General features: G+C 63.7%; 22 protein-coding genes. 14 read left to right on the top strand and 8 right to left on the bottom strand.

Annotated elements, in window-relative coordinates; translation table 11 throughout:
• Positions 1 to 126: 126 nt before the first annotated feature.
• The 7 genes from FPZ08_RS10470 to FPZ08_RS10440 all read right to left on the bottom strand — a co-directional run bounded on the left by FPZ08_RS10470 (position 127) and on the right by FPZ08_RS10440 (position 5949).
• Positions 127 to 1539 (bottom strand): alpha,alpha-trehalose-phosphate synthase (UDP-forming), encoded by a 1413-nt coding sequence (locus FPZ08_RS10470; RefSeq protein WP_146289965.1) that lies wholly within the window; start codon positions 1537 to 1539, stop codon positions 127 to 129.
• A 22-nt stretch (positions 1540 to 1561) separates the two neighbouring features.
• Positions 1562 to 2320: a trehalose-phosphatase gene (gene otsB, locus FPZ08_RS10465; RefSeq protein ID WP_146289964.1), complete on the bottom strand. Its 759-nt coding sequence runs from the start codon at positions 2318 to 2320 to the stop codon at positions 1562 to 1564.
• Positions 2321 to 2594: 274 nt separating this feature from the next.
• A complete protein-coding gene (locus FPZ08_RS10460) occupies positions 2595 to 3371 on the bottom strand; it encodes an META domain-containing protein (RefSeq protein WP_146289963.1) in 777 nt (258 codons plus the stop codon).
• Between the two features lie 178 nt (positions 3372 to 3549).
• On the bottom strand, positions 3550 to 4038 hold the full coding sequence (locus FPZ08_RS10455; RefSeq protein WP_146289962.1) for an ureidoglycolate lyase: 489 nt from the start codon (positions 4036 to 4038) through the stop codon (positions 3550 to 3552).
• A 2-nt stretch (positions 4039 to 4040) separates the two neighbouring features.
• On the bottom strand, positions 4041 to 4862 hold the full coding sequence (locus FPZ08_RS10450; RefSeq protein ID WP_146289961.1) for a bifunctional allantoicase/(S)-ureidoglycine aminohydrolase: 822 nt from the start codon (positions 4860 to 4862) through the stop codon (positions 4041 to 4043).
• Between the two features lie 16 nt (positions 4863 to 4878).
• Positions 4879 to 5562, bottom strand: a complete 684-nt coding sequence (locus FPZ08_RS10445; RefSeq protein ID WP_146289960.1) for a glutathione S-transferase — start codon at positions 5560 to 5562, stop codon at positions 4879 to 4881.
• A 51-nt stretch (positions 5563 to 5613) separates the two neighbouring features.
• Positions 5614 to 5949 (bottom strand): ArsR/SmtB family transcription factor, encoded by a 336-nt coding sequence (locus FPZ08_RS10440; protein ID WP_146289959.1) that lies wholly within the window; start codon positions 5947 to 5949, stop codon positions 5614 to 5616.
• Between the two features lie 50 nt (positions 5950 to 5999).
• Here FPZ08_RS10440 and FPZ08_RS10435 point away from each other — a divergent pair, with 50 nt between their 5' ends.
• Genes FPZ08_RS10435 through FPZ08_RS21935 form a run of 3 tightly spaced genes read left to right on the top strand, consistent with a single transcriptional unit; the run spans position 6000 to position 7066 of the window.
• Positions 6000 to 6491, top strand: coding sequence for an SRPBCC family protein (locus FPZ08_RS10435; RefSeq protein WP_425457585.1), 492 nt, complete (start codon positions 6000 to 6002; stop codon positions 6489 to 6491).
• 9 nt (positions 6492 to 6500) lie between these two features.
• Positions 6501 to 6863, top strand: coding sequence for a VOC family protein (locus FPZ08_RS10430; protein WP_146289958.1), 363 nt, complete (start codon positions 6501 to 6503; stop codon positions 6861 to 6863).
• A 26-nt stretch (positions 6864 to 6889) separates the two neighbouring features.
• A complete protein-coding gene (locus FPZ08_RS21935) occupies positions 6890 to 7066 on the top strand; it encodes a hypothetical protein (protein WP_186767296.1) in 177 nt (58 codons plus the stop codon).
• A 382-nt stretch (positions 7067 to 7448) separates the two neighbouring features.
• On the opposite strand, the gene puuE is transcribed toward FPZ08_RS21935, so the two are convergent.
• Positions 7449 to 8864: an allantoinase PuuE gene (gene puuE, locus FPZ08_RS10425; RefSeq protein ID WP_146289957.1), complete on the bottom strand. Its 1416-nt coding sequence runs from the start codon at positions 8862 to 8864 to the stop codon at positions 7449 to 7451.
• A gap of 185 nt (positions 8865 to 9049) precedes the next feature.
• Here puuE and uraH point away from each other — a divergent pair, with 185 nt between their 5' ends.
• From uraH to FPZ08_RS10370, 11 genes are all read left to right on the top strand, one after another.
• The gene (gene uraH / locus FPZ08_RS10420; RefSeq protein ID WP_146289956.1) at positions 9050 to 9406 is read left to right on the top strand and encodes a hydroxyisourate hydrolase; all 357 of its coding nucleotides are present in this window, start codon (positions 9050 to 9052) and stop codon (positions 9404 to 9406) included.
• Position 9407: 1 nt separating this feature from the next.
• Complete coding sequence (xdhA, locus tag FPZ08_RS10415; protein WP_146289955.1) at positions 9408 to 10871, top strand: xanthine dehydrogenase small subunit; 1464 nt, start codon at positions 9408 to 9410, stop codon at positions 10869 to 10871.
• Positions 10872 to 11160: 289 nt separating this feature from the next.
• On the top strand, positions 11161 to 13491 hold the full coding sequence (gene xdhB / locus FPZ08_RS10410; RefSeq protein WP_146289954.1) for a xanthine dehydrogenase molybdopterin binding subunit: 2331 nt from the start codon (positions 11161 to 11163) through the stop codon (positions 13489 to 13491).
• Between the two features lie 175 nt (positions 13492 to 13666).
• Entirely contained in the window at positions 13667 to 14527 is an 861-nt protein-coding gene (xdhC, locus tag FPZ08_RS10405) for a xanthine dehydrogenase accessory protein XdhC (RefSeq protein WP_146289953.1), read from the top strand.
• Position 14528: 1 nt separating this feature from the next.
• Entirely contained in the window at positions 14529 to 16061 is a 1533-nt protein-coding gene (locus tag FPZ08_RS10400; RefSeq protein WP_146289952.1) for an ABC transporter ATP-binding protein, read from the top strand.
• Positions 16045 to 17127 (top strand): ABC transporter permease, encoded by a 1083-nt coding sequence (locus tag FPZ08_RS10395; RefSeq protein WP_146289951.1) that lies wholly within the window; start codon positions 16045 to 16047, stop codon positions 17125 to 17127. Before FPZ08_RS10400 ends, FPZ08_RS10395 begins: the two co-directional genes overlap by 17 nt.
• Entirely contained in the window at positions 17128 to 18051 is a 924-nt protein-coding gene (locus FPZ08_RS10390; protein ID WP_146289950.1) for an ABC transporter permease, read from the top strand.
• A gap of 52 nt (positions 18052 to 18103) precedes the next feature.
• On the top strand, positions 18104 to 19189 hold the full coding sequence (locus FPZ08_RS10385; RefSeq protein WP_146289949.1) for a BMP family ABC transporter substrate-binding protein: 1086 nt from the start codon (positions 18104 to 18106) through the stop codon (positions 19187 to 19189).
• A 184-nt stretch (positions 19190 to 19373) separates the two neighbouring features.
• Positions 19374 to 20600, top strand: coding sequence for a urate hydroxylase PuuD (locus tag FPZ08_RS10380; RefSeq protein ID WP_146289948.1), 1227 nt, complete (start codon positions 19374 to 19376; stop codon positions 20598 to 20600).
• Positions 20597 to 21892, top strand: a complete 1296-nt coding sequence (guaD, locus tag FPZ08_RS10375; RefSeq protein WP_146289947.1) for a guanine deaminase — start codon at positions 20597 to 20599, stop codon at positions 21890 to 21892. Before FPZ08_RS10380 ends, guaD begins: the two co-directional genes overlap by 4 nt.
• A 63-nt stretch (positions 21893 to 21955) precedes the next feature.
• Positions 21956 to 24115: a malate synthase G gene (locus FPZ08_RS10370; RefSeq protein ID WP_146289946.1), complete on the top strand. Its 2160-nt coding sequence runs from the start codon at positions 21956 to 21958 to the stop codon at positions 24113 to 24115.
• Positions 24116 to 24156 lie beyond the last annotated feature (41 nt).

Below are 24156 nucleotides of genomic sequence, written 5' to 3'. Positions count from 1 at the left end.
GCGGATGAGGGGTCCTGCGCTATCCGCCGACATTGAAGCATGGGATAGCGCAGGACCCCTCACCCGGCAATTTCTTCTGAACGAAGAAATTGCCGCCCTCTCCCTCAAGGGGAGAGGGGAGAGCCCTCAGGCCACCGAGGCCAGGTACAGGATATCCCGCGTTCCCGTCCCGGCCGTGGATGCCGGGGCCAGGCGGTCGAGGAAGGCTTTGGACCAGTCTTCGACATTGTGTTTCTTCGCCGCTTTCATCAGGCGCTGCCAGCGGCGCTGGCGCTCGGGCAGGTCCATGTCCAGCGCCATGCGCAGGGCTTCGGCGGTCTCGTCGGTGTCGAAGGGATTGACCAGGATGGCGTCCTCGAAAATCTCGGCGGCGCCGGCGAAGCGCGACAGGATCAGCACGCCGGGATCGGCGGGGTCCTGGGCGCCGATATATTCGTGGGCGACCAGGTTCATGCCGTCGCGCAGGGGGGTGACGAGGCCGACGCGGGCGAGGCGATAGAGACCGGCGAGGCTGGGCTGGCCATAGGCGCGCTTGACATAGGTCAGGGGCTGCCAGTCGGGTTCGGCAAAGCGCCCCATGACGCGGCCGCAAATGGCGTCCAGTTCGTCGCTGGTCTGCTTGTATTCCTTGATGCTGTCGCGTGAGGGCGGAGCGACCTGCAGCATGTGAACTTCGCGGCGGAACCGCGTGTTGTTGGCCAGCAGCTTTTCATAAGCCTCGACGCGCTGCGGCAGGCCCTTGGAATAATCGAGCCGGTCGACGCCCAGGATCAGTTGCTGGCCGTTCAGCGAGCGCTCCATGCGCTTGATCATCTTGATGGCGGCGGGGCTGGCGGCGAGGCGGGCAAAGGCATCGGGATCGGACCCGATGGGGAAGGCAGCGACTTCGGTGCGGCCGAAATCCACCGATTTGAGGGGCGAGCCGGCCAGGGTGGAGGGCGCCTGATGTTCGGCGAATTCGGTAAAGGCGGTCACGTCCCGGTTGGCCTGCATGCCGACGAGATCGTAGCGCGACAGGTCGCGCATCAATTCCTGATGGTGCGGAATGGCGTAGAGCGCGTCTGACGTCGGGAAGGGGATGTGCAGGTAGAAGCCGATGCGGTTGCGGGCGCCGAGCTGACGCAATTCGCTGGCCAGCGGGATCAGGTGATAATCATGCACCCAGATGATGTCGTCGGGCTTGAGCAAAGGCAGCAGCGCGCGGGCGAACTGGGTGTTGACGCGGCGATAGCCCTCATACCAATGCGCCTCGATGGTGGCGAGGTCGAGCCGCAGGTGGAAGCTGGGCCAGAGGATGGAATTGGAAAAACCGGCATAATAGGCCTGGTAATCCTCGCGGGTGAGGTCGACCTGGGCGACCGAGAGGCCGTCGATGGAATCGAATTTGGCCTTGGGGGATGGTTCGTCCACCAGCTTGCCGGACCAGCCGAACCAGAAGCCCTCGCGGGCGGCCAGCGTGTCGCGCAGGGCGACGGCCAGGCCGCCAGCCGCCGGGCCCTTGCCCGGCGTTCGGTTGGATACGATGATGATACGGCTCATGCGGTGCCCCCGGTCACTCCAGTCAATTGGTCAGGACACGGTCGCGCGCCGCGATATCGCCCAGACCCTGGATGAGGGCGTGGACGGAGGCCACATTGGCGATGCGCATGCGCGCAGCGGTGTCGCCTTCGCCCAGCTTGATGCCGACGCCGCCCAGGTCCTGGGCCGCGATGAAGGCATCCTCGTCGGTGGTGTCGTCGCCGATGAAAATCGGCGTGCGGCCGAGAAAGGGTTCCTCGCGCATGAAGGCGCGCAGGGCCTGACCCTTGCTGGCGGCGCGGGGACGGGCTTCGAGCACCATCTTGCCATCGACCAGGGTGAAATCGGTGACGCTGTGCACCGCTTCTTCCATGGCAATGCGCACGGCGTCTTCGAGTTCGGGCGCCTGGCGGTAATGCAGGGCGACAGCGCCTTCCTTGGTTTCCAGCAGCAGGCCCGGATTGGCCACGACCAGCGGGGAGACGGCATGGGCGATCTCCTCAGCGCCGATAATGGCGGCAGGGTCTATGGTTTCCACCACGCCATCGGCACGGCGGCGCTGGGTGCCATGGGCGCCGGCTATGGGCAGGTGTAGCGGGGCCAGGTAGCGGTCGATATCGGCGATCTCGCGACCGGTCAGCACGGCAAAGGCGCTGTCGAGCTCGCGCACGGCGCGTTCGAGCTGGTTCGCCAAAGTGTCGGGCACCTCGACGGCATCGGGGGTTTCGGCGATCTCGACCAGCGTGCCGTCGAAATCGGTGAAAATGGCCAATTGGGGAATGGCAAGGGGGGGCAACGGCATCGATCTGCGCCATCGGGGGGACCTTCTGCGGGGAAATTACCCTGATGCAACGCGCGGCGTGCGGTTTGGTTCGACCGGGCATGGCTGGCATGCAGGCGCGCCGGCTGAATGGGAAATTAACGGGGCATTCCCGCTGCGTTCAATGCGTGGCGGCTAAGGCGGTGGCCAGCGTCAACGCCATGCGGATCGAAACCCGATGTCCCAGCTTCTTCTCACCGCGCTTTTCGCCCTTGCCCTCAGCTTTTTGACGGTCGCGGCGTCGTTTGCCTAAGCGTCAGGGCGTCTGCACCAGTCCGGCTAGCGCCACGCCTGCGGCGTCGACGAGCTGGAGGCCGTTGCCGGCCAGCTCGTAGCCCCTGGTGGCGGCGAGGGCGGCGAAGAAGCGGGCTTCCTGCGTCATGATATCGGGGGCGCAGGCCCGGCGGGTGCCGGCGACGGGTCCGAAGCTCAGGGGCGGACCTTCGAAACTGGCTTCGGTGAAATAGTTGTTGCAGCCGCCATTGCCGCCGGCGCGATGATCGGCGGCGATGGAGAAGGTGACGGCGGTATCGGCGAGGACGGGATCGCTGCCAATGCTGGTCAGCGTCCAGACCACATCGAGCAGCGGATTGGGCGCTTCGACGGGCGGCAGTACCTGTTCGGGCGGATCGTGCGGCGGGGGCGGGGAGAATTCCACCGGGATCAGGATGCCCGACGGCATCAGCGCATCGACCGGCACGGGCTGCCAGTTGCGGAAGATGACATAGCCCTGGCTGCGAATTTCGGCGACGAGGCCGAAACTGCCGCCACCGGCCAGGACGTCGCTACGCACATTGAGCGTGAACTGGATGGGCGAGCCGGCCTTGCCGCCGAGACTGGCGTGAGCGCCGGTGATGCGCTGCTGGCCGGGCATTGTAACCAGGTTGACAGTCAGCGCCGCATCCGGTGGCAGAGCCATGCGCTCGCGCCAGCTGACGAGGCCGGTAAAGGTCACATCCTCGGCAAAGGCGGGGGCGGCCATGAGCAAAGCGAGCAGGGCCAGGGCAAAGCGAGTGAGCCTCGTGGGCAACATGGCGATCTCTCCATCCGTTGGCAGCTAAACTAGCGCAGGGCTGTGTCGGTTGCGAGACGGGTAGCGGATATCTCCTGAGACCTCATGGTGAGCTTGTCGAACCACGAGGTCGGGTGAGTGGAGGCATGGTGCCACGCCCTCGTGGTTCGACACGCTCACCATGAGGGCTACTGTGGGTCTACCGCGTCACCGTCCACGGCTCATCGAAGTGATATTCTTCCAGATTATTCCCCTCGCCACCGCGATCCACGACGAGGAAGTCGCTTGCCGCCTCCAGCGGCGTGAGGACGCCGTGCCAGGTGTTCATGGCGATGTTGACGCCCTGGCCGATGGTGGGCTGGAACGCGCGGAGGCGGGCGGGGGTGCCGCCATCGTCCTCGGCCACGATGACCAGCCAGGGATGGGCCGAGAGCGGATAGAAGGCCTGGCTGCCCAGCGGGTGGCGCTCGACCAGCTTGAGACTGAGCGGCAGGGCATAGGGCTGGCCGCGGAAGATGGAGACGAGCGGGCGGGGCTGGGCGCCACCCAGTTCGATCCGCGCCAGATCGTGGTAGCGCTCGGTCATGCCATTGTTGATGGGATAGTGCTGCGCGCCTGATGTTTCGATCACCTGCCCGAAGGGGGCGAAGGCGGCGGCAGAGAGGGGCTCGATAACCAGGCTGGCCATGGCTAGAGGTCCAGCCGGGCGTGGCGGTTGACGTCCTTGTAGAGCAGGTAGCGGAAGCGGTTGGGGCCGGCATAGCAGGCCTGTGGGCAGAAGGCGCGCAGCCACATGAAATCGCCGGCTTCGACCTCGACCCAGTCGCGGTTGAGGCGATAGACGGCCTTGCCTTCGAGCACATAGAGGCCGTGCTCCATGACATGGGTTTCCTCGAAGGGAATGACCGCGCCCGGCTGCAGGGTGACGATGTTGACATGCATGTCGTGGCGCAAATCGGTCGGATCGACGAAGCGCGTTGTGCCCCAGGTGTCATTGGTGTCGGCCATCCAGCGGATGGGCTCGTCCTGCTCATTGGTAACGAAGGCGGTGGGTTTCTCAATGCCCTCGACCGCTTCGTAGCGCTTGCGCACCCAATGGAAGCGGACCGGGGTTTCCCCGGTGTTGGAGAACGACCAGTTGCAGCCCGGGGGCAGGAAAGCGTAGCCGCCGGGGCGCAGCACATGCGGCTTGCTCTCGATGGTCAGATTGGCCTCGCCCTCGACCACGAAAAGCACGCCTTCGGCTGCCGCATTGGGTTCGGGCCGAGTGCTGCCGCCGCCGGGCGCCACTTCCACGATATATTGCGAAAAGGTCTCGGAGAAACCGGTCATGGGCCGGGCGATGATCCAGGCCCGGGTCTTGTCCCAATGGGGCAGGGCGCTGGCGACGATGTCGCGCATCACGCCATGGGGGATGACCGCATAGGCTTCGGTGAAGACGGCGCGGCCGGTATGGAGCGCGGCCTGCGGGGGCAGGCCGGCAGACGGCGTGGCATAGGGTGTATCGGCCATGGTGATCCCGGAGAAATCAGGCGGTCTGGCGATAATCGGCGACGATGCGGCCGGCGGCAAGGGCCTCGTTTTCATAGGCCTGCTTGCGCCAGGTTTCCTTGAGCGCGGCTGCGTACCAATCCTGCATGGCGGGCAGGGCCAGCAGGCGCCTGGCATAGGCCGCGGCCGGGGCGCTGAGCTTGATGTCGTAGGTCTGCACGCGGAAGGCGACAGCCGTGTAGAAGGCGTCGACGGCAGTGAATTTATCGCCGGCGAGGAAGGGGCCGCCGAAGCGGGTGAGCCCCTCGGTCCACAGCGTATCGAGGCGGGCGATGTCGGTGGCAAGGCCGGCGGGGATTTCCCTGAGCTCGACGCGAATGCCGACATTCATGCCGCAGATATTGCGCAGATGCGGGAAGCTCGAATGCATTTCGGCTGCGGCCGAGCGGGCGAAGGCGCGGGCCTGCTTGTCGGCGGGCCAGACCTGGGGATGGGCTTCGGCCAGATATTCGGCAATGGCCAGGGAGTCCCAGACCACGGTTTCTCCATCGACCAGGCACGGGAAACGGCCGCTGGGCGAGACATCGCCAAAGGCCAAAGCGGGGCCATCGGTGAAGGGGCGGACCTGTTCATCGAAGGCGATGCCGAGTTCGCGCATCAGTATCCAGGGGCGCAGCGACCAGGACGAATAGTTCTTGTTGGCGACGTAGAGTGTGACCATGGGAGCCCTCCAATCCCCCCGCGCATAGCGCCTTGCCGGGTGCGCCGCAAGTCAGGCCCCGGCCGGGGTTTCCACCTGGCGCTTGAGCTTGCCCAGCATGGATGTGGCATAGGCGGCGTAGGGGCCGATCCAGCGTTCGTGGATGGCGTGGATGGGCAGGGCGTCGAGATGGTTCCAGCGCTCGCGGCCGCGCCGCTCGGCAACCACGAGCCCGGCTTCTTCCAGCACGCCCAGATGCTGCATGACGGTGCAGCGATCCAGCTCCGGCATCAGGTCGCACAACATGCCTGTCGTGCGCGGCTCGCTTTTCAGCAGATCGCAAATCTGCCGCCGCGTGCGGTGGCTCAAAGCCTTGAAAATCAGGTCGTTTTCGTCTTCGGTTGACATGTTATATTTTTATAACATATGGTGGATGCAGTCAAGTATGGAGTTAAAAAATGCAGGCCGCAGAAAGCAAGGGCGCCCAGGTGGCGCCGGAATTCAGAGTGTCGGGCCGGATCAGCAAGCCGGTGCATGAGGTGTTCGAGGCGGTGGTCGATCCCAAGCAGTTGAGCGGCTATTTCACCACCGGCGGCGCGCAGGGGCGTCTCGAAACCGGGGCTACCGTGACCTGGGATTTCGCGGACTTTCCGGGCGCGTTTCCGGTGCATGTGGTCGAGGTGGTGCCGGACGAGAAAATCGTGCTGCATTGGGGCGCGGCCGATGGCTCGCCCGACCAGGGCGGCAGCTACGATACGACGGTGACCATGAGTTTTGCCGCGCTCGAGGATGGCCGCACGCTTGTGACCATTGGCGAATCCGGCTGGCGCGACAATGCCGCCGCGCAGAAGGCAGCCTTTGGCAATTGCGAGGGCTGGACCGGGATGCTGTGCGCGCTCAAGGTCTATATCGAGCACGGCATCAACCTGCGTGACGGCTTTTACAAGTAGGAGGGCAGGGTGACTCGATCGATCGAAGGTGGCATCAACATCGCCATGAAGGTGCCGGCGCATCAGTACGAGGCGACGGTCGCGTTTTATCGCGATACGCTCGGCCTTGAACCATTCACGGAAAAGCCTGGTAATATCGGGTTCATCCATGGGCCGAACCGGCTGTGGCTCGACAAGGTGGAGAATTACAGCCAGGCCGAGCTGTGGCTGGAGCTGTTCACGCCGGACTTCGCCGCAACCGCCGACCGGCTCGGCGCTGCCGGCGTGGTGCGGAACGACGCCATCGAGGACCTCGGCGAGGGGTTCCGCGGCGGCTGGTTCATCAACCCGGCGGGCATCGTGCATATGGTGCGCGAACCTGACGCCTGGTGATCCTAAGGCCCTGTTAGGGTTACCAATTGTTCAAACTTTCGCGCGATGCTCGGGGGATGGACCCGTTCAATGCCTCTTCCGGGATCGCGCCCCATGCCTGGCTGCAGCACCACATGCCGTGGCTGGGCCTGCTGGCGCTGATGCTCGGCCTGTTCCGCGAAAGCCCGGATGCGGGTTTGGAGCGGGATGAGTTGAACGGGTAGGTACTGGGGGCGGTTACTCTCGCTTTGGGCCTTTCCACATAGAAGGCATCGTTATCCCCCTTCTTGTCCCGCCATTTAAGTAATGAGTGAATTGATAGAATGTTAGGTGAGCAGATACTTTGATAAGCATCAGGAATATTTCTGAGATTGGGATAAAGATTTCTGCCTTGTATCCGCCACTCATTGTTTGGTCTATTTGCATTCGATATCGAATAGCTATTCCGCGCTCATCAGCGGCCATATGAGAGCCCGTGTAAGGGTACTCTTCCGCATCGTCTGCTACGCTGTCTTCCAGTGAAGACGGACCAATGTCCCGAACAACTACAACTCGATCCCACCCCTCAACCCTAATTTCCACTAGACCCCTCCTGTCACACGGCGGTTACGGCAATACTACCTGCAACCTGAGCAGCGCAATCCGCTCCACCTGCATGCAGGCGGTGGCGAATTCCTCCGCCACGCTGTTCTCGATGCGCTTTTCGAAGGCCGCCAGGATGGACGCCTTGGTGTTGTCGCGCACGGCGATGATGAAGGGGAAGCCGAATTTTTCGACATAGTGTTCGTTGAGCGTGGTGAAGCGCTCGCGCTCGGCATCGGTCAGCGCGTCGAGGCCGGCCGAGGCCTGTTCGGCGGTGGAATCCGCCGTCAGCCGCTTGGCGGCGGCGAGCTTGCCGGCGAGATCGGGATGGGCACGGAGGACGGCAAGGCGTTCTTCCGGCGTGGCCATGCGGAACTGGCTGCGGAGCGCGAAATGGAGGCCGATGGCCGTGTCGTTGGCGGGGGCCAGTTCACCCTCCCAGGTGCGTTCGGCGATCCAGGGGGAATGCTCGAAGATCGAGCCGTAGCGGGCGACGAAATCGGGTTTGTCGAGCTCGGAGGGGATGACTTCGGGCGCGATATAGGGGTGTTCCTTGGCCCAATGCTCGGCGATGGCGAGGCGGGTCGGGACCCAGACCTTGTCGAAGCCCTTGATGTAGTCGATAAACCTTTTCAGCCCCTGATAGCGGCCGGGCTGGCCCACCAGGCGGCAGTGCAGGCCGATGGACATCATCTTGGGTGCGCCGGCCTGGCCTTCGGCATAGAGGCAGTCAAAGCTGTCCTTGAGGAACTGGAAATACTCTTCGCCATTGGCAAAGCCGGAGGCGGTGACAAAGCGCATGTCATTGGCGCTCAGCGTATAGGGGATGATGAGCTGAGGCCGACCCTGATGCACGCGCCAATAAGGCAGGTCATCGTCATAGGTGTCCGAGACATAGGCGAAGCCACCTTCCTCGGAGACGAGATCGACCGTGTTGAGCGAACTGCGACCGGTGTACCAGCCGCGTGGGCGCTCACCGGTGGCGATGGTGTGGAGGCGGATGGCTTCGGCAATCTGCCGGCGCTCCTCATCGGGCGGCATATCCTTGTGCTCGACCCATTTATAGCCGTGGCTGGCAATCTCCCAGCCGGCCTGTTGCATGGCGGCAAGCTGGGCGGGCGCGCGCATCAGGGCGGTGGCGACGCCGTAGATGGTGACGGGCAGCTCGGCTTCGGTGAACAGGCGATGCAGCCGCCAGAAGCCGGCGCGGGCGCCATATTCATACATGGACTCGATGTTCCAGTGGCGCTGGCCCGGCCAGGGCGCGGCGCCCACCACATCGGCGAGGAAGGCTTCGGAGCTGGCATCGCCATGCAGGATGCAGTTTTCGCCGCCCTCTTCGTAGTTGAGCACGAACTGCACCGCCACATGGGCGCCGCCGGGCCAGTTGGCCTGGGGCGGATTGGGGCCGTAGCCGTGCATGTCGCGAGGGTAGCGCATAATGTCTCTCGTCTTGTTGTCGCCGAATAGTACGAGTCTGGTGCTGTGGAACAAGATGCACAAAAATGGACCAGTTGGTAAAAAATGAGCATTGCGCATCGGGCCTGATGCGATAGTCTCATTCTCCGGGGACGTATTTTGGATGTGCCGTTCCAGTTTTGGGCGGCATGTCGAAGGAGCAGCAAATGGCGGGGAGCGGACGCCTCACGACGCATGTGCTGGACACGATGCACGGCAAGCCGGCGCGCGGCATGCGGATCGAATTGCTGTTCGTGCATGGCGACCACAATCACCACATCGCCGACAGCTATACCAATGCCGATGGAAGGGTGGACCAGCCGCTGCTGGATGACGAGCAGTTCCAGCATGGCGAATTCGAAATCCACTTCCATGTCGGGCAGTATTTCGAGCGGCTGGGCGTCGAACTCGAAAACCCGTTCCTCGACGTGGTGCCGATCCGTTTCACCATCTCGGAAGACAAGCACTATCACGTGCCGCTGCTGGTGAGCCCCTTTGCCTATTCGACCTATCGGGGGAGCTGAGATGGCCGAGGTGACCAACGCCATCCGTTTCATCCTCAATGACGAGGAGATCACCCTCTCCGATGTGAAGCCGGATACGACCCTGCTCGACTGGTTGAGGCTGGAGCGTCGGCTGCGCGGCAGCAAGGAAGGCTGCGCCGAGGGCGATTGCGGCGCCTGCACGGTGCTGGTCGGGCGACTGATGGATGATGAGATCATCTATGACTCGGTGACCGCCTGCATCCGCTTCGTCGGCAGCCTGCACGGCACGCATGTGGTGACCATCGAACATCTGCGTGGCAAGGACGGGCATCTGCATCCCGTGCAGCAGGCGATGGTGGATCATCATGGCTCGCAATGCGGCTTCTGCACACCGGGCTTCGTGATGAGCCTTTATGGCCTGTGGATGCGCGATCCCGACCCCAGTCAGGTGGCGATCGAGAAAGCGCTGCAGGGCAATCTCTGCCGTTGCACCGGCTATGCGCCAATCATCCGCGCCGGCAAGGCGATTTCCTCCTATGGCTGGCCCGAGGGCGATCCGCTGCGGGTCGAGCGCATTGCGCTCAAGCAGAAGATCAGGACGATCAGTGACGGCAGGCGCGTCGAGCTGGGCGAGGGGGCGGATCGCATCATCGTACCTGGTAGCCTCGATGATTTTGCCGCGGTCTATGAGGCCAATCCCACGGCGACCATCGTCAATGGCTCAACCGATGTGGGGCTGTGGGTCACCAAGTTCATGCGGGCCATCGGCCCGGTGATCTTCATCAATCACCTCGAAGAGTTGAAGCGCATCACGGTGACCGACAGCGATGTGCGCTTCCATGCGGGCGTGAGCTATTCGGAAGCGCTGCCTGTCGTGGCGGCCAATTTCCCCGATATGGGCGAACTCTGGAACCGCATTGCCGGCGAGCAGATCCGCAATATGGGCACGATTGGCGGCAATATCGCCAATGGCTCGCCCATCGGCGATACGCCGCCGCCGTTCATCGCGCTGGGGGCCACGCTGCAGCTGCGCAAGGGCGCGCAGCGGCGCGAGATCGCGCTGGAGGACTATTTCCTGGCCTATGGCAAGCAGGACAGGCAGCCGGGCGAATTCGTCGAGAGCGTGAGCATTCCGCTGCTGCCTGATGGCGAGAAATTCGCCTGCTACAAGATTTCCAAGCGGCGGGAAGAGGATATTTCGGCGCTATGCGGCGCGTTCCGGGTGTCCATCAAGGACGGCATGGTGAGTTCGGTGCGCATCGCCTTCGGTGGCATGGCGGCGACGCCGAAACGGGCCAAGGCGGTTGAAGCGGCTTTGGTGGGCAAGCCGTGGACGCAGGCCACGGTAGACACGGCGGTTGCGGCTTTTGCCGAGGACTACCAGCCGATTTCGGACATGCGGGCCAGCGCGGATTATCGCCTGCTGACGGCACAGAACCTGCTCAAGCGGTTCTTCCTCGAAAGCACCGGGCAGGGGCAAAGATTGCGGCGGGAGGTGGCATGATGGCCTTGCGCTTGCGGCTAACTACCCCCCTCCGAGCGCCGCTAGGCGCTCCGCGCCAAGCTTTGCTTGCCTCCCCCTCAAGGGGGGAGGTGGGCTCCACTCGATGGCTCTATCCTGCCGCCATCACCGCACTCACCCTCCCCCTTGAGGGGCTGCGGGCCGGCCGCAGGCAAAATCGCTCCAGTGGAGCGATTTTAGGACCGGAGGCCATGAAAGCTATGCTTGAATGGCTGGTAGCGAAGCTAGGCCCAAAGGGCCTTAGCGCAGCTGGGGAGGGGGTACTTGCGCCATGAACAAGCACGAAGCACCCATCGCCATCGCCTCGCTTCACACCGCCACCCGCCACGACAGCGGCCCCAAGCATGTCAGCGGCACGGCCGAATATATCGACGACATGATCGAGCCCGAAGGCACGGTTCATGCCTATCTGGCATTGTCCACGCGCGCGCATGCCGAGATCGTCTCCGTCGATTTCGCCGCTGCCAAGGCGGCCCCCGGCGTCATTGGCATCCTCACCGCCGAGGATATTCCGGGCGAGAACGATGTCTCGCCCAGCCACAAGCATGACGAGCCGGTCTTTGCCGAGGGCAAGGTGCAGTTCTGGGGGCAGCCGCTGTTTGCGGTGGTGGCCGAAACGCGCGACCAGGCGCGGCGGGCGGTGCATCTGGTCAAAGTGGAATACCGCGACCTGCCTTATGCCCTCGATGTGCGCGCGGCGCAGGCGGCGGGCGGAACATTGGTCACCGAACCGCTCAAGCTGGAACGCGGCGATGTGGCCGCCGGGCTGGCGGGTGCGCCGCACCGGGTCAAGGGCAGCATCGCCATTGGCGGGCAGGACCATTTCTATCTCGAAGGCCAGATCGCCATGGCCGTGCCGGGCGAGGACGAGGACGTGACCGTCTTCGCCTCGACGCAGCATCCGAGCGAAGTGCAGTTGATGGTGGCGGCCGTGCTGGGCATTCGCCACCACGCCGTGACGGTCAATGTACGGCGCATGGGCGGCGGTTTTGGCGGCAAGGAGACGCAGGGCAACCTGTTTGCCGCGGTGGCGGCTCTGGCGGCCAAGAAGTGGAACCGCGCCTGCAAGATTCGCCCTGATCGCGACGACGACATGACGGCCACCGGCAAGCGCCACGATTTCGTGGTCGATTACGAGGTCGGCTATGACGGTGACGGGAAAATCCAGGCGGTGGATGCCGTCTATGGCGCCCGCGCCGGCTTCTCGTCGGACCTTTCCGGCCCGGTGACCGACCGGGCCTTGTTCCATGCCGACAATGCCTATTGGTACCCGGCCGTGCGGGTGCGGAGCGAGCCGCTCTATACCAATACGGTCAGCAACACGGCCTTCCGCGGCTTTGGCGGACCGCAGGGCATGATGGCGGCGGAGCGCTGGCTGGAAGACATCGCCTATGCCTTGGGCAAGGACCCGCTCGATGTCAGAAAGGCTAATTTCTACGGTACCGACACCGACAATGTGACGCCCTACCACCAGGTGGTGGAGGACAATATCGTCCATCGCGTGGTGGATGAGCTGGAAGCCAGTTCGGATTACCAGGCGCGGCGGGCGGCCATAGTCAAATACAATGCGGGCAGCGCGGTGCTGAAAAAGGGCATTGCGCTGACGCCGGTCAAGTTCGGCATCTCCTTCACCGCCACCTGGTACAATCAGGCCGGGGCGCTGGTGCATGTCTATAAGGATGGCTCGATCCATCTCAGCCATGGCGGCACCGAGATGGGACAGGGGCTGCATATCAAGGTAGCGCAGGTGCTGGCCGATGCCTTCGGCGTCGGGCTCGATGTGGTCAAGATCATGGCGACGAGTACGGGCAAGGTGCCCAATACTTCGGCCACTGCCGCCTCGTCCGGTTCCGATCTCAACGGCATGGCGGCCTGGGATGCGGCGCGGCAGATCAAGGAACGATTGGTGCGCCATGCGGCCAAGCTGCATCAGGTCAGCGAAGCCGAGGTTGAATGGGTGCCGGGCGGCATTCAGGCCGGGCCGAAATTCGTGCCTTTCGCCGAGCTGGTCGCGTCGGCCTATCTCAACCGCGTGCAGCTTTCGGCGGCCGGCTTCTACGAGACGCCCAAAATTCACTGGGATCGTGCGACCGGCCGCGGCCATCCCTTCTACTATTTCGCCTATGGCGCTTCGGTCAGCGAAGTGACCATCGATACGCTGACCGGCGAATATGTCGTCGATCGCGTCGATATCCTCCACGATGTCGGCCGCTCGCTCAATCCGGCCGTGGATATCGGCCAGATCGAGGGCGGCTTCGTGCAGGGCATGGGATGGCTGACATCAGAGGAACTGGTGTGGGACGACAAGGGGCAGCTACGCACCAAGGCGCCGTCGACCTACAAGATCCCGCTGGCGAGCGATGTGCCGCCGGTTTTCAACGTCAAGATCGCCGAGTGGTCGGTGAACAAGGAGCCGACCATTGGCCGCTCCAAGGCGGTGGGTGAACCGCCGCTGATGCTGGCCATGAGCGTGGTCGAGGCGCTGAGCATGGCGGTGGCGAGTGTCGCGGATTACCGGGTGGCGCCGCGGCTCGATACGCCCGTGACGCCCGAGCGGGTGCTGATGGGCGTCGAGCGGATGAAACGGGAGGGGCGGGGGTGAGGATGGTGGTCGTCTTGGCCGCAATACCCCCACCCTCACTCCCTCCCCACAAGGGGGAGGGAAGCCTGCTCCGTGCTCGTGGAGCCATTGTGCCAAGGGCCATCGTCTCCCTCCCCCTTGTGGGGAGGGATCAAGGGTGGGGGTGGTTTGGCCCCGATCTTGAGGTGGACCTGCCATGACCCGCCCCGCCGCCCTCACCACCTTCCTCGCCGCCAATCCCGACGCCATCGTCTGCACCCTCACCTCCGTGCGTGGCTCATCCCCGCGCGAACAGGGCACGTTCATGCTGGTGGGCGCCCATGGCCTGTTCGGCACCATCGGCGGCGGCGCCCTCGAATATATGGTCATCGAACACGCCCGCCGGCTGATCGCCAATGGGCAGGCCGAAGAAGCCATGGATGTGCCGCTGGGGCCGGAAATCGGCCAGTGCTGCGGCGGGCGGGTAGCGGTGTCGCTGCGCTACGCTGACGGGCCGATCAGGGAGCAGTTGGCAAAGCGGGTTGCTGACGAAGACGCGGCTTTGCCGCATGTCTATGTGTTCGGCGCCGGACATGTCGGGCGGGCGCTGGCGCAGATGCTGGCGCTGCTGCCGGTGCGCCTGCAGGTCATCGACACAAGGCGGGACGAACTCGACCTGCTCCCTGATGGTATCGCGGCGCATGCCGTCGCCATGCCGGAGGCGGTGGTGCGCTCGGCGCCGCAGGGCAGTTCCTATGTGATCTTGACGCATGATCATGCGCTGGATTTCCTCATTGCGCAGGAAGCGCTGGCGCGGGCCGATGCGCCCTATGTCGGCATGGTCGGCTCCCGCACCAAACGCGCCAGATTTGCCAGTTGGTTCAAGGGCGAGGGTGGCGACGAGCTTGCGCTGGAGCGGCTGGTGCTGCCCATTGGCCAGCAGGGGCTTGGGGATAAGCGGCCGGAGGTTATTGCGGCACTGGCGGCAGCTGAGATTATGGTCCACATTGGGCAGCGGGAAGCTGAGATTGCGCGGGCACGCGCCCCCAGATCAAAGGGGGTGATGATTGGACGCTAGTATGCCGTATCGGCTGGAATTGACCGGTATCACCAAACGCTTCCCGGGCGTGCTCGCCAATGACAATGTGAGTTTCGCCGTCAAGCCGGGCGAAATCCATGCTTTGCTGGGCGAGAACGGGGCGGGCAAATCCACCCTGGTCAAGATGATCTATGGCATCATGCAGCCCGATGCCGGCGAAATTCGCTGGAACGGGCAGCCCGTCGTGGTCCCCAATCCCAAGGCGGCGCGCCGGCTCGGTATCGGCATGGTGTTCCAGCATTTTTCGCTGTTCGAGGCGCTGACCGTGCTCGAGAATATCGCGCTGGGCATGGATGCCAAGATTCCCGCGCGGGAGCTCGAAGCGCGTATCCGCGCGGTGATGACGCAATATGGGCTGTTGCTCGATCCGCATCGCACGGTGGCGACCCTGTCGGTGGGCGAGCGCCAGCGCATCGAAATCGTGCGGGCGCTGTTGCTCGATCCCAAGCTGCTCATCATGGACGAGCCGACTTCGGTGCTGACGCCGCAGGAGGTCGAGCAATTGTTCGAGGTGCTGCGCAAGCTGGCGGCGCAGGGCTGCTCCATCCTCTACATTTCGCACAAGCTGCATGAAATCAAAGCTCTATGCGACACGGCAACCATCCTGCGCGGCGGCAAGCTGGTCGATACCTGCGACCCCAGGCAGGAAACCAGCCGCTCCATGGCCGAAAAGATGATCGGCGCCGGGCTGAAAGACATTACCCGCGCCGAGGGGCGCTCGTTTGGTCCTGCCAAGCTGGTTGTGTCGCATCTGTCGACGCAGAAGGCCGGGCATTTCGACGTGCCGGTCGATGATGTCAGCTTCACCGTGCGATCAGGCGAAATCTTCGGCATTGCCGGGGTGGCGGGCAATGGGCAGAACGATTTGCTCGATGCGCTTTCCGGCGAAATCCGCAGCCATGACAGGAATGCCGTCAGCATAGACGGCCATCCGCTGGGCCTGCTCGATACGACGGGGCGGCGCAAGCGCGGGCTCTGTGCCGTGCCCGAGGAACGCAACGGCCATGCCGCGGTGGGCGACTTCACCCTGAGCGACAATTCGGTTCTCACCGCCCGCGACCGGCTGGGCATGGTGGTGATGGGGCTGATCAATTCGGGCGCCGCGCGGACCTATACCGGCAAGGTGATCGCCGATTTCGCCGTCAAGGCGCTGGGTCCGGCTTCGACGGCAGGCTCGCTGTCGGGCGGGAACTTGCAGAAATACATTATGGGCCGGGAAATCCTGCAAAAGCCCAGCGTGCTGGTGGTGAGCCAGCCGACCTGGGGCGTCGATGCCGGCGCGGCGGCAGCGATCCACCAGGCCTTGGTGGACCTGGCGGCGGCCGGCTCGGCCATCGTCGTGATCAGCCAGGACCTCGACGAGCTCAGGGCGCTTTGCGACACGCTGGCTGTCATCAATATGGGCCGGTTATCACCGGCGCGGCCCACGAAAGAGGTGAGCGTGGAGGAGATCGGCCTGCTGATGGGTGGGGTTCACGGGGCAACGGAGGCGCAGGATGCAATTCCGGCTTGAGAAGCGGCGCGAGCCCTCGCAATTCATGCTCTACGCGACGCCTGTTGCGGCCGTGGCCCTCACGATGGTGGTGGGCGCCATCATCTTCTCGCTGATCGGCTATAATGGCGTCGGCGCGGTGCGCGAAATCTTCCTGACGCCGTTGACCAACGCCTATAAATGGCAGGATCTCGGGGTCAAGGCGGCGCCGCTGATCATCATCGGCGTCGGGCTGTCCATCGCCTATCGGGCCAATGTGTGGAATATCGGCGCCGAGGGGCAATATATCATGGGTGGGCTGGCCGGAACCGGCGTGGCTTTGCTCACCTGGGGCATGACCGGCTGGTGGATACTGCCGTTGATGGTGCTGGCCGGCGTGCTGGGCGGGGCGACCTATGCCGCCATTCCCGCCTTGCTCAAGACAAGGCTCAACGTCAACGAAATCCTCACCAGCCTGATGCTGACCTATGCCTCGGTGCAGTTGATCTACTATCTGATCCGCGCGCCCTGGAAGGACCCGATGGGCCTGGGCTTTCCGCAGACGCGGCTGTTTTCCGAAGCGGCGCGGCTGCCCACCATCATTCCCGGAACCATCGTGCATCTGGGTGTGCCTATAGCCGTGCTGGTGGGGCTGGTGGCGTGGTTCATCATGACCAAGTCGGTGTTCGGCTATCGCATGCGCGTGGTCGGCGCGGCGCCGCATGCGGCGCGCTATGGCGGGTTTTCCGAGCACAAGACGATCTGGCTGGCCATGCTGGTCAGCGGCGCGCTGGCCGGGCTGGCGGGCGTGCTCGAAGTGGCCGGGCCGTTCCAGCGCATGGTGCCGGGTTTCCCGACCAATTATGGTTTTACCGCGATCATCGTGGCCTTTCTCGGAAGGCTCAATCCGCTCGGGGTGATCATTGCCGGCGTGGTGCTGGCCATTACCTTTGTGGGCGGGGAAGTGGCGCAGACCACGATCGGCCTGCCCAATGCGGCGACCGGTATTTTCCAGGCGATGATGCTGTTCTTCCTGCTGGCGGGCGACATCCTCATCAAATACCGGCTGCGGCGGGTGGTGCCGCAACAACAGGCGGAGGCGGCGTAGATGGAGCTCACGCTTGCCATAATCGTCACCGTGGTGGGGGCCTCGACCCCCATCCTCATCGCCGCCTTGGGCGAACTGGTGGTGGAGCGCTCCGGCGTGCTCAATCTGGGCGTCGAGGGCATGATGCTGATCGGCGCCATTGCCGGCTTCGTCGTGCAGTTCCACACCGGCAATCCCTATCTGGCTCTGCTGTCCGGTGCGGCCGCCGGCATGGCCGCTTCGCTGATCTTCGGCTTTCTCACCCTGTCGCTTTCGGCCAACCAGACGGCGACGGGCCTGGCGCTGACCATTTTCGGCACCGGCTTTTCGGCTTTGGCCGGCTCGTCCTATTCGGCCCGGCCGGTCACGCTGATGCAGCCCCTGCTGCCATCCGGCCTTGCCGACCACCCTGTTGGCAAGGTGCTGTTCGGCTATTCCTTCCCGGTCTATTTCGCCTTCGTCATGGTGGTGGTGATCTGGTATTTCCTGCACAAGACCCGTGCCGGGCTGATCCTGCGGGCCGTGGGCGAGAATGACCAATCGGCCCATTCCATCGGCTATTCGGTGCTGGGGGTGCGCTATCTCGCCGTCATGTTCGGCGGCGCCATGGCCGGCATTGCCGGGGCCTGTTTCCCGCTGCTGCTGACCCCGCAATGGGCCGAGCGCATGACGGCCGGGCGCGGCTGGATCGCGGTGGCTTTGGTGGTGTTCGCGAGCTGGAAGCCGTTCCGCCTGCTGGCCGGGGCCTACCTCTTCGGGCTGGTCATGACCATGGAGCTTTATGCCAAGGCGGGTGGTGGCGTGCTGAGCGTCATTCCGTCCGAGCTCTGGGCCGCTCTGCCCTATATCGCAACCGTCGTCGTGCTGGTGCTGATCTCGCTCCGTCGCGACGCGTCCACCAATGCTCCGGCCTGCCTCGGCAAGCCGTTCTTGCCCACCAATTGAGACGGCGAGCAATGATCGTCTCAAGTCAACTGATGTCATCCAGGAGAAACAAATGACACTTTCGCGTCGTACTTTCGTAAAAGTCGGTGGTGCCGCCATGGCCCTGCCGCTGCTGGCCGGCAAGGCCTTTGCCCAGCTCGAAAAGGTCAAGGTCGGCTTCATCTATGTCGGCTCGATCAATGACAATGGCTATAACTATGCCCACAATCAGGGCCGGCTCTATGTCGAGGAGCATCTCGGCGACAAGGTCGAGACCATCTATGTCGAGAACGTGCCCGAGGGTCCGGACTGCGAGCGCGTGCTGCGCGAACTGGCCCAGCAGGGCTGCAACCTGATCTTCGCCACCAGCTTCGGCTTTGGCGACTCGGTGGTCAAGGTTGCGCCCCAGTTCCCCGACGTCGCCTTCGAACATGCCACCGGCTATATGAGCGGCCCCAATATCGGCCTCTACAATGCGCGCTTCTATGAAGGCCGCGCCGTATGCGGCACCATTGCCGGCCACATGTCGCAGACCGGCAAGTATGGCTATATCGGCTCGTTCCCGATCCCCGAAGTGGTGATGGGCATCAATGCCTTCGTGCTGGCCGCCCGCAAGGTCAATCCCGACGCCACGATCAAGCCGGTCTATATCTCGACCTGGAATGACCCGGCCAAGGAAGCCGACGCCGCTCGCGCCATGATCGACCAGGGCATCGACGTCATCGCCCAGCATACCGATGGCCCGGCCGCCCTGCAGGTGGCCGCCGAGCGCGGCATTGTCGGCGGCTTCGGCCAGGGCGCCGACATGAGCGCCTTTGCTCCTGACACCCAGCTCACCGCCATCATCGACCACTGGGGCCCGCATTACCTGGCTTCCGCCGAAGCCGTGCTGGCCGGCACCTGGGTGCCTGGTGACACCTGGGAAGGCCTCAAGGAAGACGTGGTGCAGATGGGCCCCTATGGCGCCAAGGTGCCGGAAGACGTGGTCGCTGCCGCCGAAGCGGTACGCACCGGCCAGATCGATGGCTCGTTCCACATCTTCACCGGCCCGATCAACGACAATACCGGCGCCGAGCGCGTTGCTGCAGGCGTCACCATGACCGATGCCGAACTGCTCAGCATGGACTGGTATGTCGAAGGCGTCGAACAGCCGGCGTAAGCTGTTTGAATCTGTTGGAGGGGCGGGTCTCGGCCCGCCTCTTTTCATGACCACCGGTAGACCTCATCCTGAGCTTGTCGAAGGACGAGGTCGTGGCACGGTCAGCGGCACGACCTCGTGGTTCCCGGTGCGCAACTTGCGCACCTGAACAGGCTCACCATGAGGTCTACTGAGGGGATGACGTATGCCCGATTATGCGATTGCTTATGAATGGCTGATGTTTGCCGTGCGCTGGCTGCATGTCATCACGGCCATCGCCTGGATCGGCTCGTCCTTCTATTTCATCGCGCTCGACCTGGGCTTGCGCAAGACACCGAGCCTGCCGCCGCTCGCCCATGGCGAGGAGTGGCAGGTGCATGGCGGCGGCTTCTACCACATCCAGAAATACCTGGTGGCACCGGAGTTTTTGCCCGAGCACCTGACCTGGTTCAAATGGGAAAGCTACTGGACCTGGCTATCCGGCGTCATGCTGATGGCGCTGATCTATTATGTCGGGGCCGATATCTACCTCATCGACCGCAACGTGCTCGACGTGCCGGCCTGGCAGGCCATCGGGCTGTCGCTAGGCTCGATTGTTTTGGGCTGGGTGCTCTATGATGCCTTATGCAAATCGCACATCGGCAACTCCACTACCGGGCTGATGCTGGTGCTGTTCGCCATTTTGGTGGCGATGAGCTGGGGCTATACGCAGCTCTTCACCGGCCGCGCGGCCATGCTGCATATGGGCGCGTTCACCGCGACCATCATGGCGGCCAATGTGGCCATGATCATCATCCCCAACCAGAAGGTGGTGGTGGGCGACCTCAAGGCGGGCAAGGTGCCCGATGCCAAATATGGCAAGATCGCCAAGCAGCGGAGCCTGCATAACAACTACCTGACCCTGCCCGTCATCTTCTTCATGCTGTCGAGCCACTACCCGCTGGCCTTCGCCACGCAGTGGAACTGGATCATCGCCTCGCTGATCTTCCTCGTCGGCGTCGTCATCCGGCACTATTTCAACACGCGCCATGCGCGGAAGGGCAATCCGCACTGGACCTGGGCGGTGGCGGTCATCCTGTTCATCATCATCGCCTGGCTCTCGACCGGACCCAAGATCGCCGGGTCGGCGGGAGAGGCGGTGGCGTCTCGGGCGGCCGAGCCCTTTCTGGCAGCAGAGCATTTTGCCGCCGCAAGCCTGACCGTGCAGACCCGCTGCGCCATGTGCCACACATCAGAGCCGGTCTGGCCCGGCGTGTTCGAGGCGCCCAAAAATGTCATCCTCGACAACGACGTGGCCATTGCCAATCACGCCCGGGACATCGCCATGCAGGCCGGCTATGCCCATGCCATGCCGCCGGGCAATGCCACCGAAATGACCGATGAAGAACGGGCGCTGCTCGTTGCCTGGTTCCGCGAGGGCTCGGGGCAATGACGAGGACCATTCTGCGCGGGCGGGTGCTGACTTTCGTCAGCGAGCCGCAGGCCATCGATGATGCGGCGAGCTATCGGTATATCGAGGACGGGGCCGTCACCATCGACGGCGGCAAGATCGTCGCCGTGGGCGAGTTCGCGCCAGACGACGCAGCAGAGGTGATCGACCACCGGCCGCATCTCATCCTGCCCGGCTTCATCGATACGCATCTGCATTATGTGCAGAGCCAGATGATCGCCTCCTATGCCGGTTCGCTGCTCGAATGGCTCAATACCTACACGTTCGTGGAAGAGCAGAAATTCAGCCAGCAGGGCCATGCCGGCGCGGTGTCGGCCGCCTTTTATGACGAGCTGATCCGCAATGGCACGACAACGGCCGTCGCCTATTGCTCCAGCCATCCGCGCTCGGTCGATGCGTTTTTCGGCGAGGCAGAGAAGCGCAACATGCTCATGGTCGGCGGCAAGGTGATGATGGACCGCAACGCCCCCGAGGCGCTCTGCGATACGGCGCAGTCCGGCTATGACGACAGCAAGGCGCTCATCGCGCGCTGGCACGGCGAGGGCAGGGCGCTCTATGCCATCTCGCCGCGCTTCGCCATCACCTCCACCCCGGCGCAGCTCGAAGCCTCCCGCGCGCTGGTGGCGGAATTCCCCGATTGCTACGTGCAGACCCATCTCAGCGAGAACGACGCCGAGATCACCTATTCCATGGAGCTTTATCCAGGCTCGCCCGACTATACCGGCATCTATGAGGACTATGGCCTGCTCGGTCCGAAAACCCTGCTCGGCCACTGCATCCATCTCAACCACCGCGAAACTATGGTGTTGGCGGAAACCGGTTCGGTCGCCGTGTTCTGCCCCACCTCCAACCTGTTCCTCGGCTCAGGCCTGTTCGACCGCGAACGGTTGAGCAAGCACAGCGTGCGGATCGGGGTGGCGACCGATATTGGCGGTGGCACCAGCTATGGCATGCTCGAAACCATGGCCGAGGGCTACAAGGTGCTGCAACTGCGCGGCCAGCGGCTCAATCCCTTCGCCTCCTTCTACATGATGACTTTGGGCAATGCCCGTGCGCTGTCGCTGGACGGTACGATCGGCGCCATCGCGCCGGGCAATGCGGCGGATCTCGTCGTGCTCAATGCCGGTGCTACGCCCGCCATGGCCCTGCGCATGGCGACGATCGAAACGCTGGCCGAGGAACTGTTCCTGCTGCAGACGCTGGGCGACGATCGCGCCATAGCGGAAGTCTATGTCGCCGGGGCCAAGGCAAAGTCGACTTTAGGCGGCTTGTGACGGCGGTAGGCTTGGCCTAGTTTGCCCGCGCGGCGCCGCGACGACATGAAAGAAAGCACAGATATGACGAGCTACCAGACGAAATCCGGCCTTTCGGTTCACCCCCTGCTGGTCGATTTCGTCGAGAAGGAAGCGCTGCCGGGGCTGGCCGTAACCGCTGAGCAGTTCTGGAGCGGCTTTGCCGCTTTGGTGGCCGAGCATGCGCCTGTTAATGCGCGCCTCCTGGCCAAGCGCGATGAGCTGCAGGCACAGATCGACGAGTGGCACCACAAATATGGCCCGGTCGCCAGCAACCCGCAGGGCTATGAATTCTTCCTGCGCGATATCGGCTATCTGGTGCCCGAGCCCGGCGATTTCACCATCGAAACGTCAGGACTCGACCCCGAAATCACCACGCTATGCGGACCGCAACTGGTCGTGCCGGTCTCCAATGCGCGTTACGCCCTCAATGCTGCCAATGCGCGCTGGGGCAGCCTCTACGACGCCTTCTACGGCACCGACATCATCGCCCGCGATGGCGAGCTGGCGCCGGGCAAGGGCTATAATGCCAGGCGCGGCGCGGCCGTGGTCGACAAGGCCGCCGGCTTCCTCGACGAGGCCTTCCCGCTGGCATCGGGCAGCCACCGTGATGTCACCGGCTATCACGTGGTCAAGGACGGCGAGACGCGCCATCTCGAGGTCGACACCGCCCATGGCCGCACCGGCCTCAAGGACCCTTCGGCTTTTGTCGGCTATGGCGGCACCGAGGCCAGCGGCGAGCTGGTGCTGCGGCACCACGGCATCCATGTCATCCTGGTCATCGAGCCGGGCAGTGTCATCGGCGGCACCCATAAGGCGGGGCTCAGCGACGTCATCGTCGAAGCGGCGCTGACCACGATTCAGGATTGCGAGGATTCGGTCGCCGCTGTCGATGCCGAGGACAAGGTCGGCGTCTATCGCAACTGGCTCGGCCTGATGAATGGCACGCTGCAGGATACGTTCGAAAAGGGCGGCCGTACCGTTACGCGCAAGCTCAAGGCGGATCGCACCTACAAGGACGTCAACGGCGCGCCACTGGTGCTCAAGGGCCGCTCGCTGCTGCTGGTGCGCAATGTCGGTCACCTGATGACCACGGATGCGGTGCTGCTCGATGGCAAGCCCATCGGCGAGGGGCTGATGGATGCGGCCATGACCGTGCTCTGCGCCATGCAGGACAAGGTCAACAGCGCTACCGGGGCCATCTATATCGTCAAGCCCAAGATGCACGGGCCCGAGGAAGTGGCCTTTGCCTGCGCCATCTTCGCCTCGGTCGAGCAGATGCTGGGGCTGAAACCCAATACGATCAAGATCGGCATCATGGACGAGGAGCGCCGCACCTCGGCCAATCTCAAGACCGCCATCTACGAGGCCCGCCATCGGGTGTTCTTCATCAATACCGGCTTCCTCGACCGTACGGGCGACGAAATCCATACCTCGATGGAAGCCGGTCCGGTTTTGCGCAAGGACGAGATCAAGTCCGAGAAGTGGATTGCTTCTTACGAAGATCGCAACGTGCTGATCGGGCTGGCCTGCGGCCTTTCCGGCAAGGCGCAGATCGGCAAGGGCATGTGGGCGCGGCCCGACGACATGGCGGCGATGATGGCCAGCAAGGCCGGCCACCCCAATGCCGGCGCCAATACCGCCTGGGTGCCGTCGCCGACCGCCGCGACCCTGCATGCGTTGCACTATCACGAAGTGGATGTGTTCGAGGCGCAGAAGCGCCGGCACAATCAGGCGGTGCCGGGCCTGGGCGATCTCTTCTCCATGCCGGTGCTGGCGCCATCAGCGCTCAGCCGCGAGGAGATTACCCGCGAGCTTGAAAACAATGCCCAGGGCATCCTCGGCTATGTCGTACGCTGGGTGCAGCAGGGCGTGGGCTGTTCCAAAGTGCCCGACATTAACAATGTCGGCCTGATGGAAGACCGCGCCACCTGCCGCATTTCCAGCCAGGCTGTGGCCAACTGGCTGCGCCATGGGCTTGTCAGTCGCGACGAGGTGACGTCTACGTTCGAGCGCATGGCATCGGTGGTGGACGAGCAGAATGCTGGTGATCCGCTCTATCGGCCGATGGCGGATAATTTCCAGTCAGTGGCCTTCCGGGCGGCGCTGGATCTGGCGCTGCATGGGGCCGACCAGCCGAGCGGATACACCGAGCCGCTGCTGCATGCCGCACGGCGCAAGGTGAAGGCGCGGGACGGGAAGTAGGGGCGGCTTCAGGCTCACAATCTCCCCCACTCACAATCGCT

This window comes from Devosia ginsengisoli, from assembly GCF_007859655.1.
GTDB lineage: Bacteria > Pseudomonadota > Alphaproteobacteria > Rhizobiales > Devosiaceae > Devosia > Devosia ginsengisoli.
Note: the sequence above shows the minus strand (reverse complement) of the source record. Positions and strands in the feature narration are given on the sequence as shown.

Coding starts and splice junctions, on each gene's coding strand:
- FPZ08_RS10470 (WP_146289965.1), bottom strand. CDS start 1,539: ATGAGCCGTATCATCATCGTATCCAACCGAACGCCGGGCAAGGGCCCG.
- otsB (WP_146289964.1), bottom strand. CDS start 2,320: ATGCCGTTGCCCCCCCTTGCCATTCCCCAATTGGCCATTTTCACCGAT.
- FPZ08_RS10460 (WP_146289963.1), bottom strand. CDS start 3,371: ATGTTGCCCACGAGGCTCACTCGCTTTGCCCTGGCCCTGCTCGCTTTG.
- FPZ08_RS10455 (WP_146289962.1), bottom strand. CDS start 4,038: ATGGCCAGCCTGGTTATCGAGCCCCTCTCTGCCGCCGCCTTCGCCCCC.
- FPZ08_RS10450 (WP_146289961.1), bottom strand. CDS start 4,862: ATGGCCGATACACCCTATGCCACGCCGTCTGCCGGCCTGCCCCCGCAG.
- FPZ08_RS10445 (WP_146289960.1), bottom strand. CDS start 5,562: ATGGTCACACTCTACGTCGCCAACAAGAACTATTCGTCCTGGTCGCTG.
- FPZ08_RS10440 (WP_146289959.1), bottom strand. CDS start 5,949: ATGTCAACCGAAGACGAAAACGACCTGATTTTCAAGGCTTTGAGCCAC.
- FPZ08_RS10435 (WP_425457585.1), top strand. CDS start 6,000: ATGCAGGCCGCAGAAAGCAAGGGCGCCCAGGTGGCGCCGGAATTCAGA.
- puuE (WP_146289957.1), bottom strand. CDS start 8,864: ATGCGCTACCCTCGCGACATGCACGGCTACGGCCCCAATCCGCCCCAG.
- uraH (WP_146289956.1), top strand. CDS start 9,050: ATGGCGGGGAGCGGACGCCTCACGACGCATGTGCTGGACACGATGCAC.
- xdhA (WP_146289955.1), top strand. CDS start 9,408: ATGGCCGAGGTGACCAACGCCATCCGTTTCATCCTCAATGACGAGGAG.
- xdhB (WP_146289954.1), top strand. CDS start 11,161: ATGAACAAGCACGAAGCACCCATCGCCATCGCCTCGCTTCACACCGCC.
- xdhC (WP_146289953.1), top strand. CDS start 13,667: ATGACCCGCCCCGCCGCCCTCACCACCTTCCTCGCCGCCAATCCCGAC.
- FPZ08_RS10400 (WP_146289952.1), top strand. CDS start 14,529: ATGCCGTATCGGCTGGAATTGACCGGTATCACCAAACGCTTCCCGGGC.
- FPZ08_RS10395 (WP_146289951.1), top strand. CDS start 16,045: ATGCAATTCCGGCTTGAGAAGCGGCGCGAGCCCTCGCAATTCATGCTC.
- FPZ08_RS10390 (WP_146289950.1), top strand. CDS start 17,128: ATGGAGCTCACGCTTGCCATAATCGTCACCGTGGTGGGGGCCTCGACC.
- FPZ08_RS10385 (WP_146289949.1), top strand. CDS start 18,104: ATGACACTTTCGCGTCGTACTTTCGTAAAAGTCGGTGGTGCCGCCATG.
- FPZ08_RS10380 (WP_146289948.1), top strand. CDS start 19,374: ATGCCCGATTATGCGATTGCTTATGAATGGCTGATGTTTGCCGTGCGC.
- guaD (WP_146289947.1), top strand. CDS start 20,597: ATGACGAGGACCATTCTGCGCGGGCGGGTGCTGACTTTCGTCAGCGAG.
- FPZ08_RS10370 (WP_146289946.1), top strand. CDS start 21,956: ATGACGAGCTACCAGACGAAATCCGGCCTTTCGGTTCACCCCCTGCTG.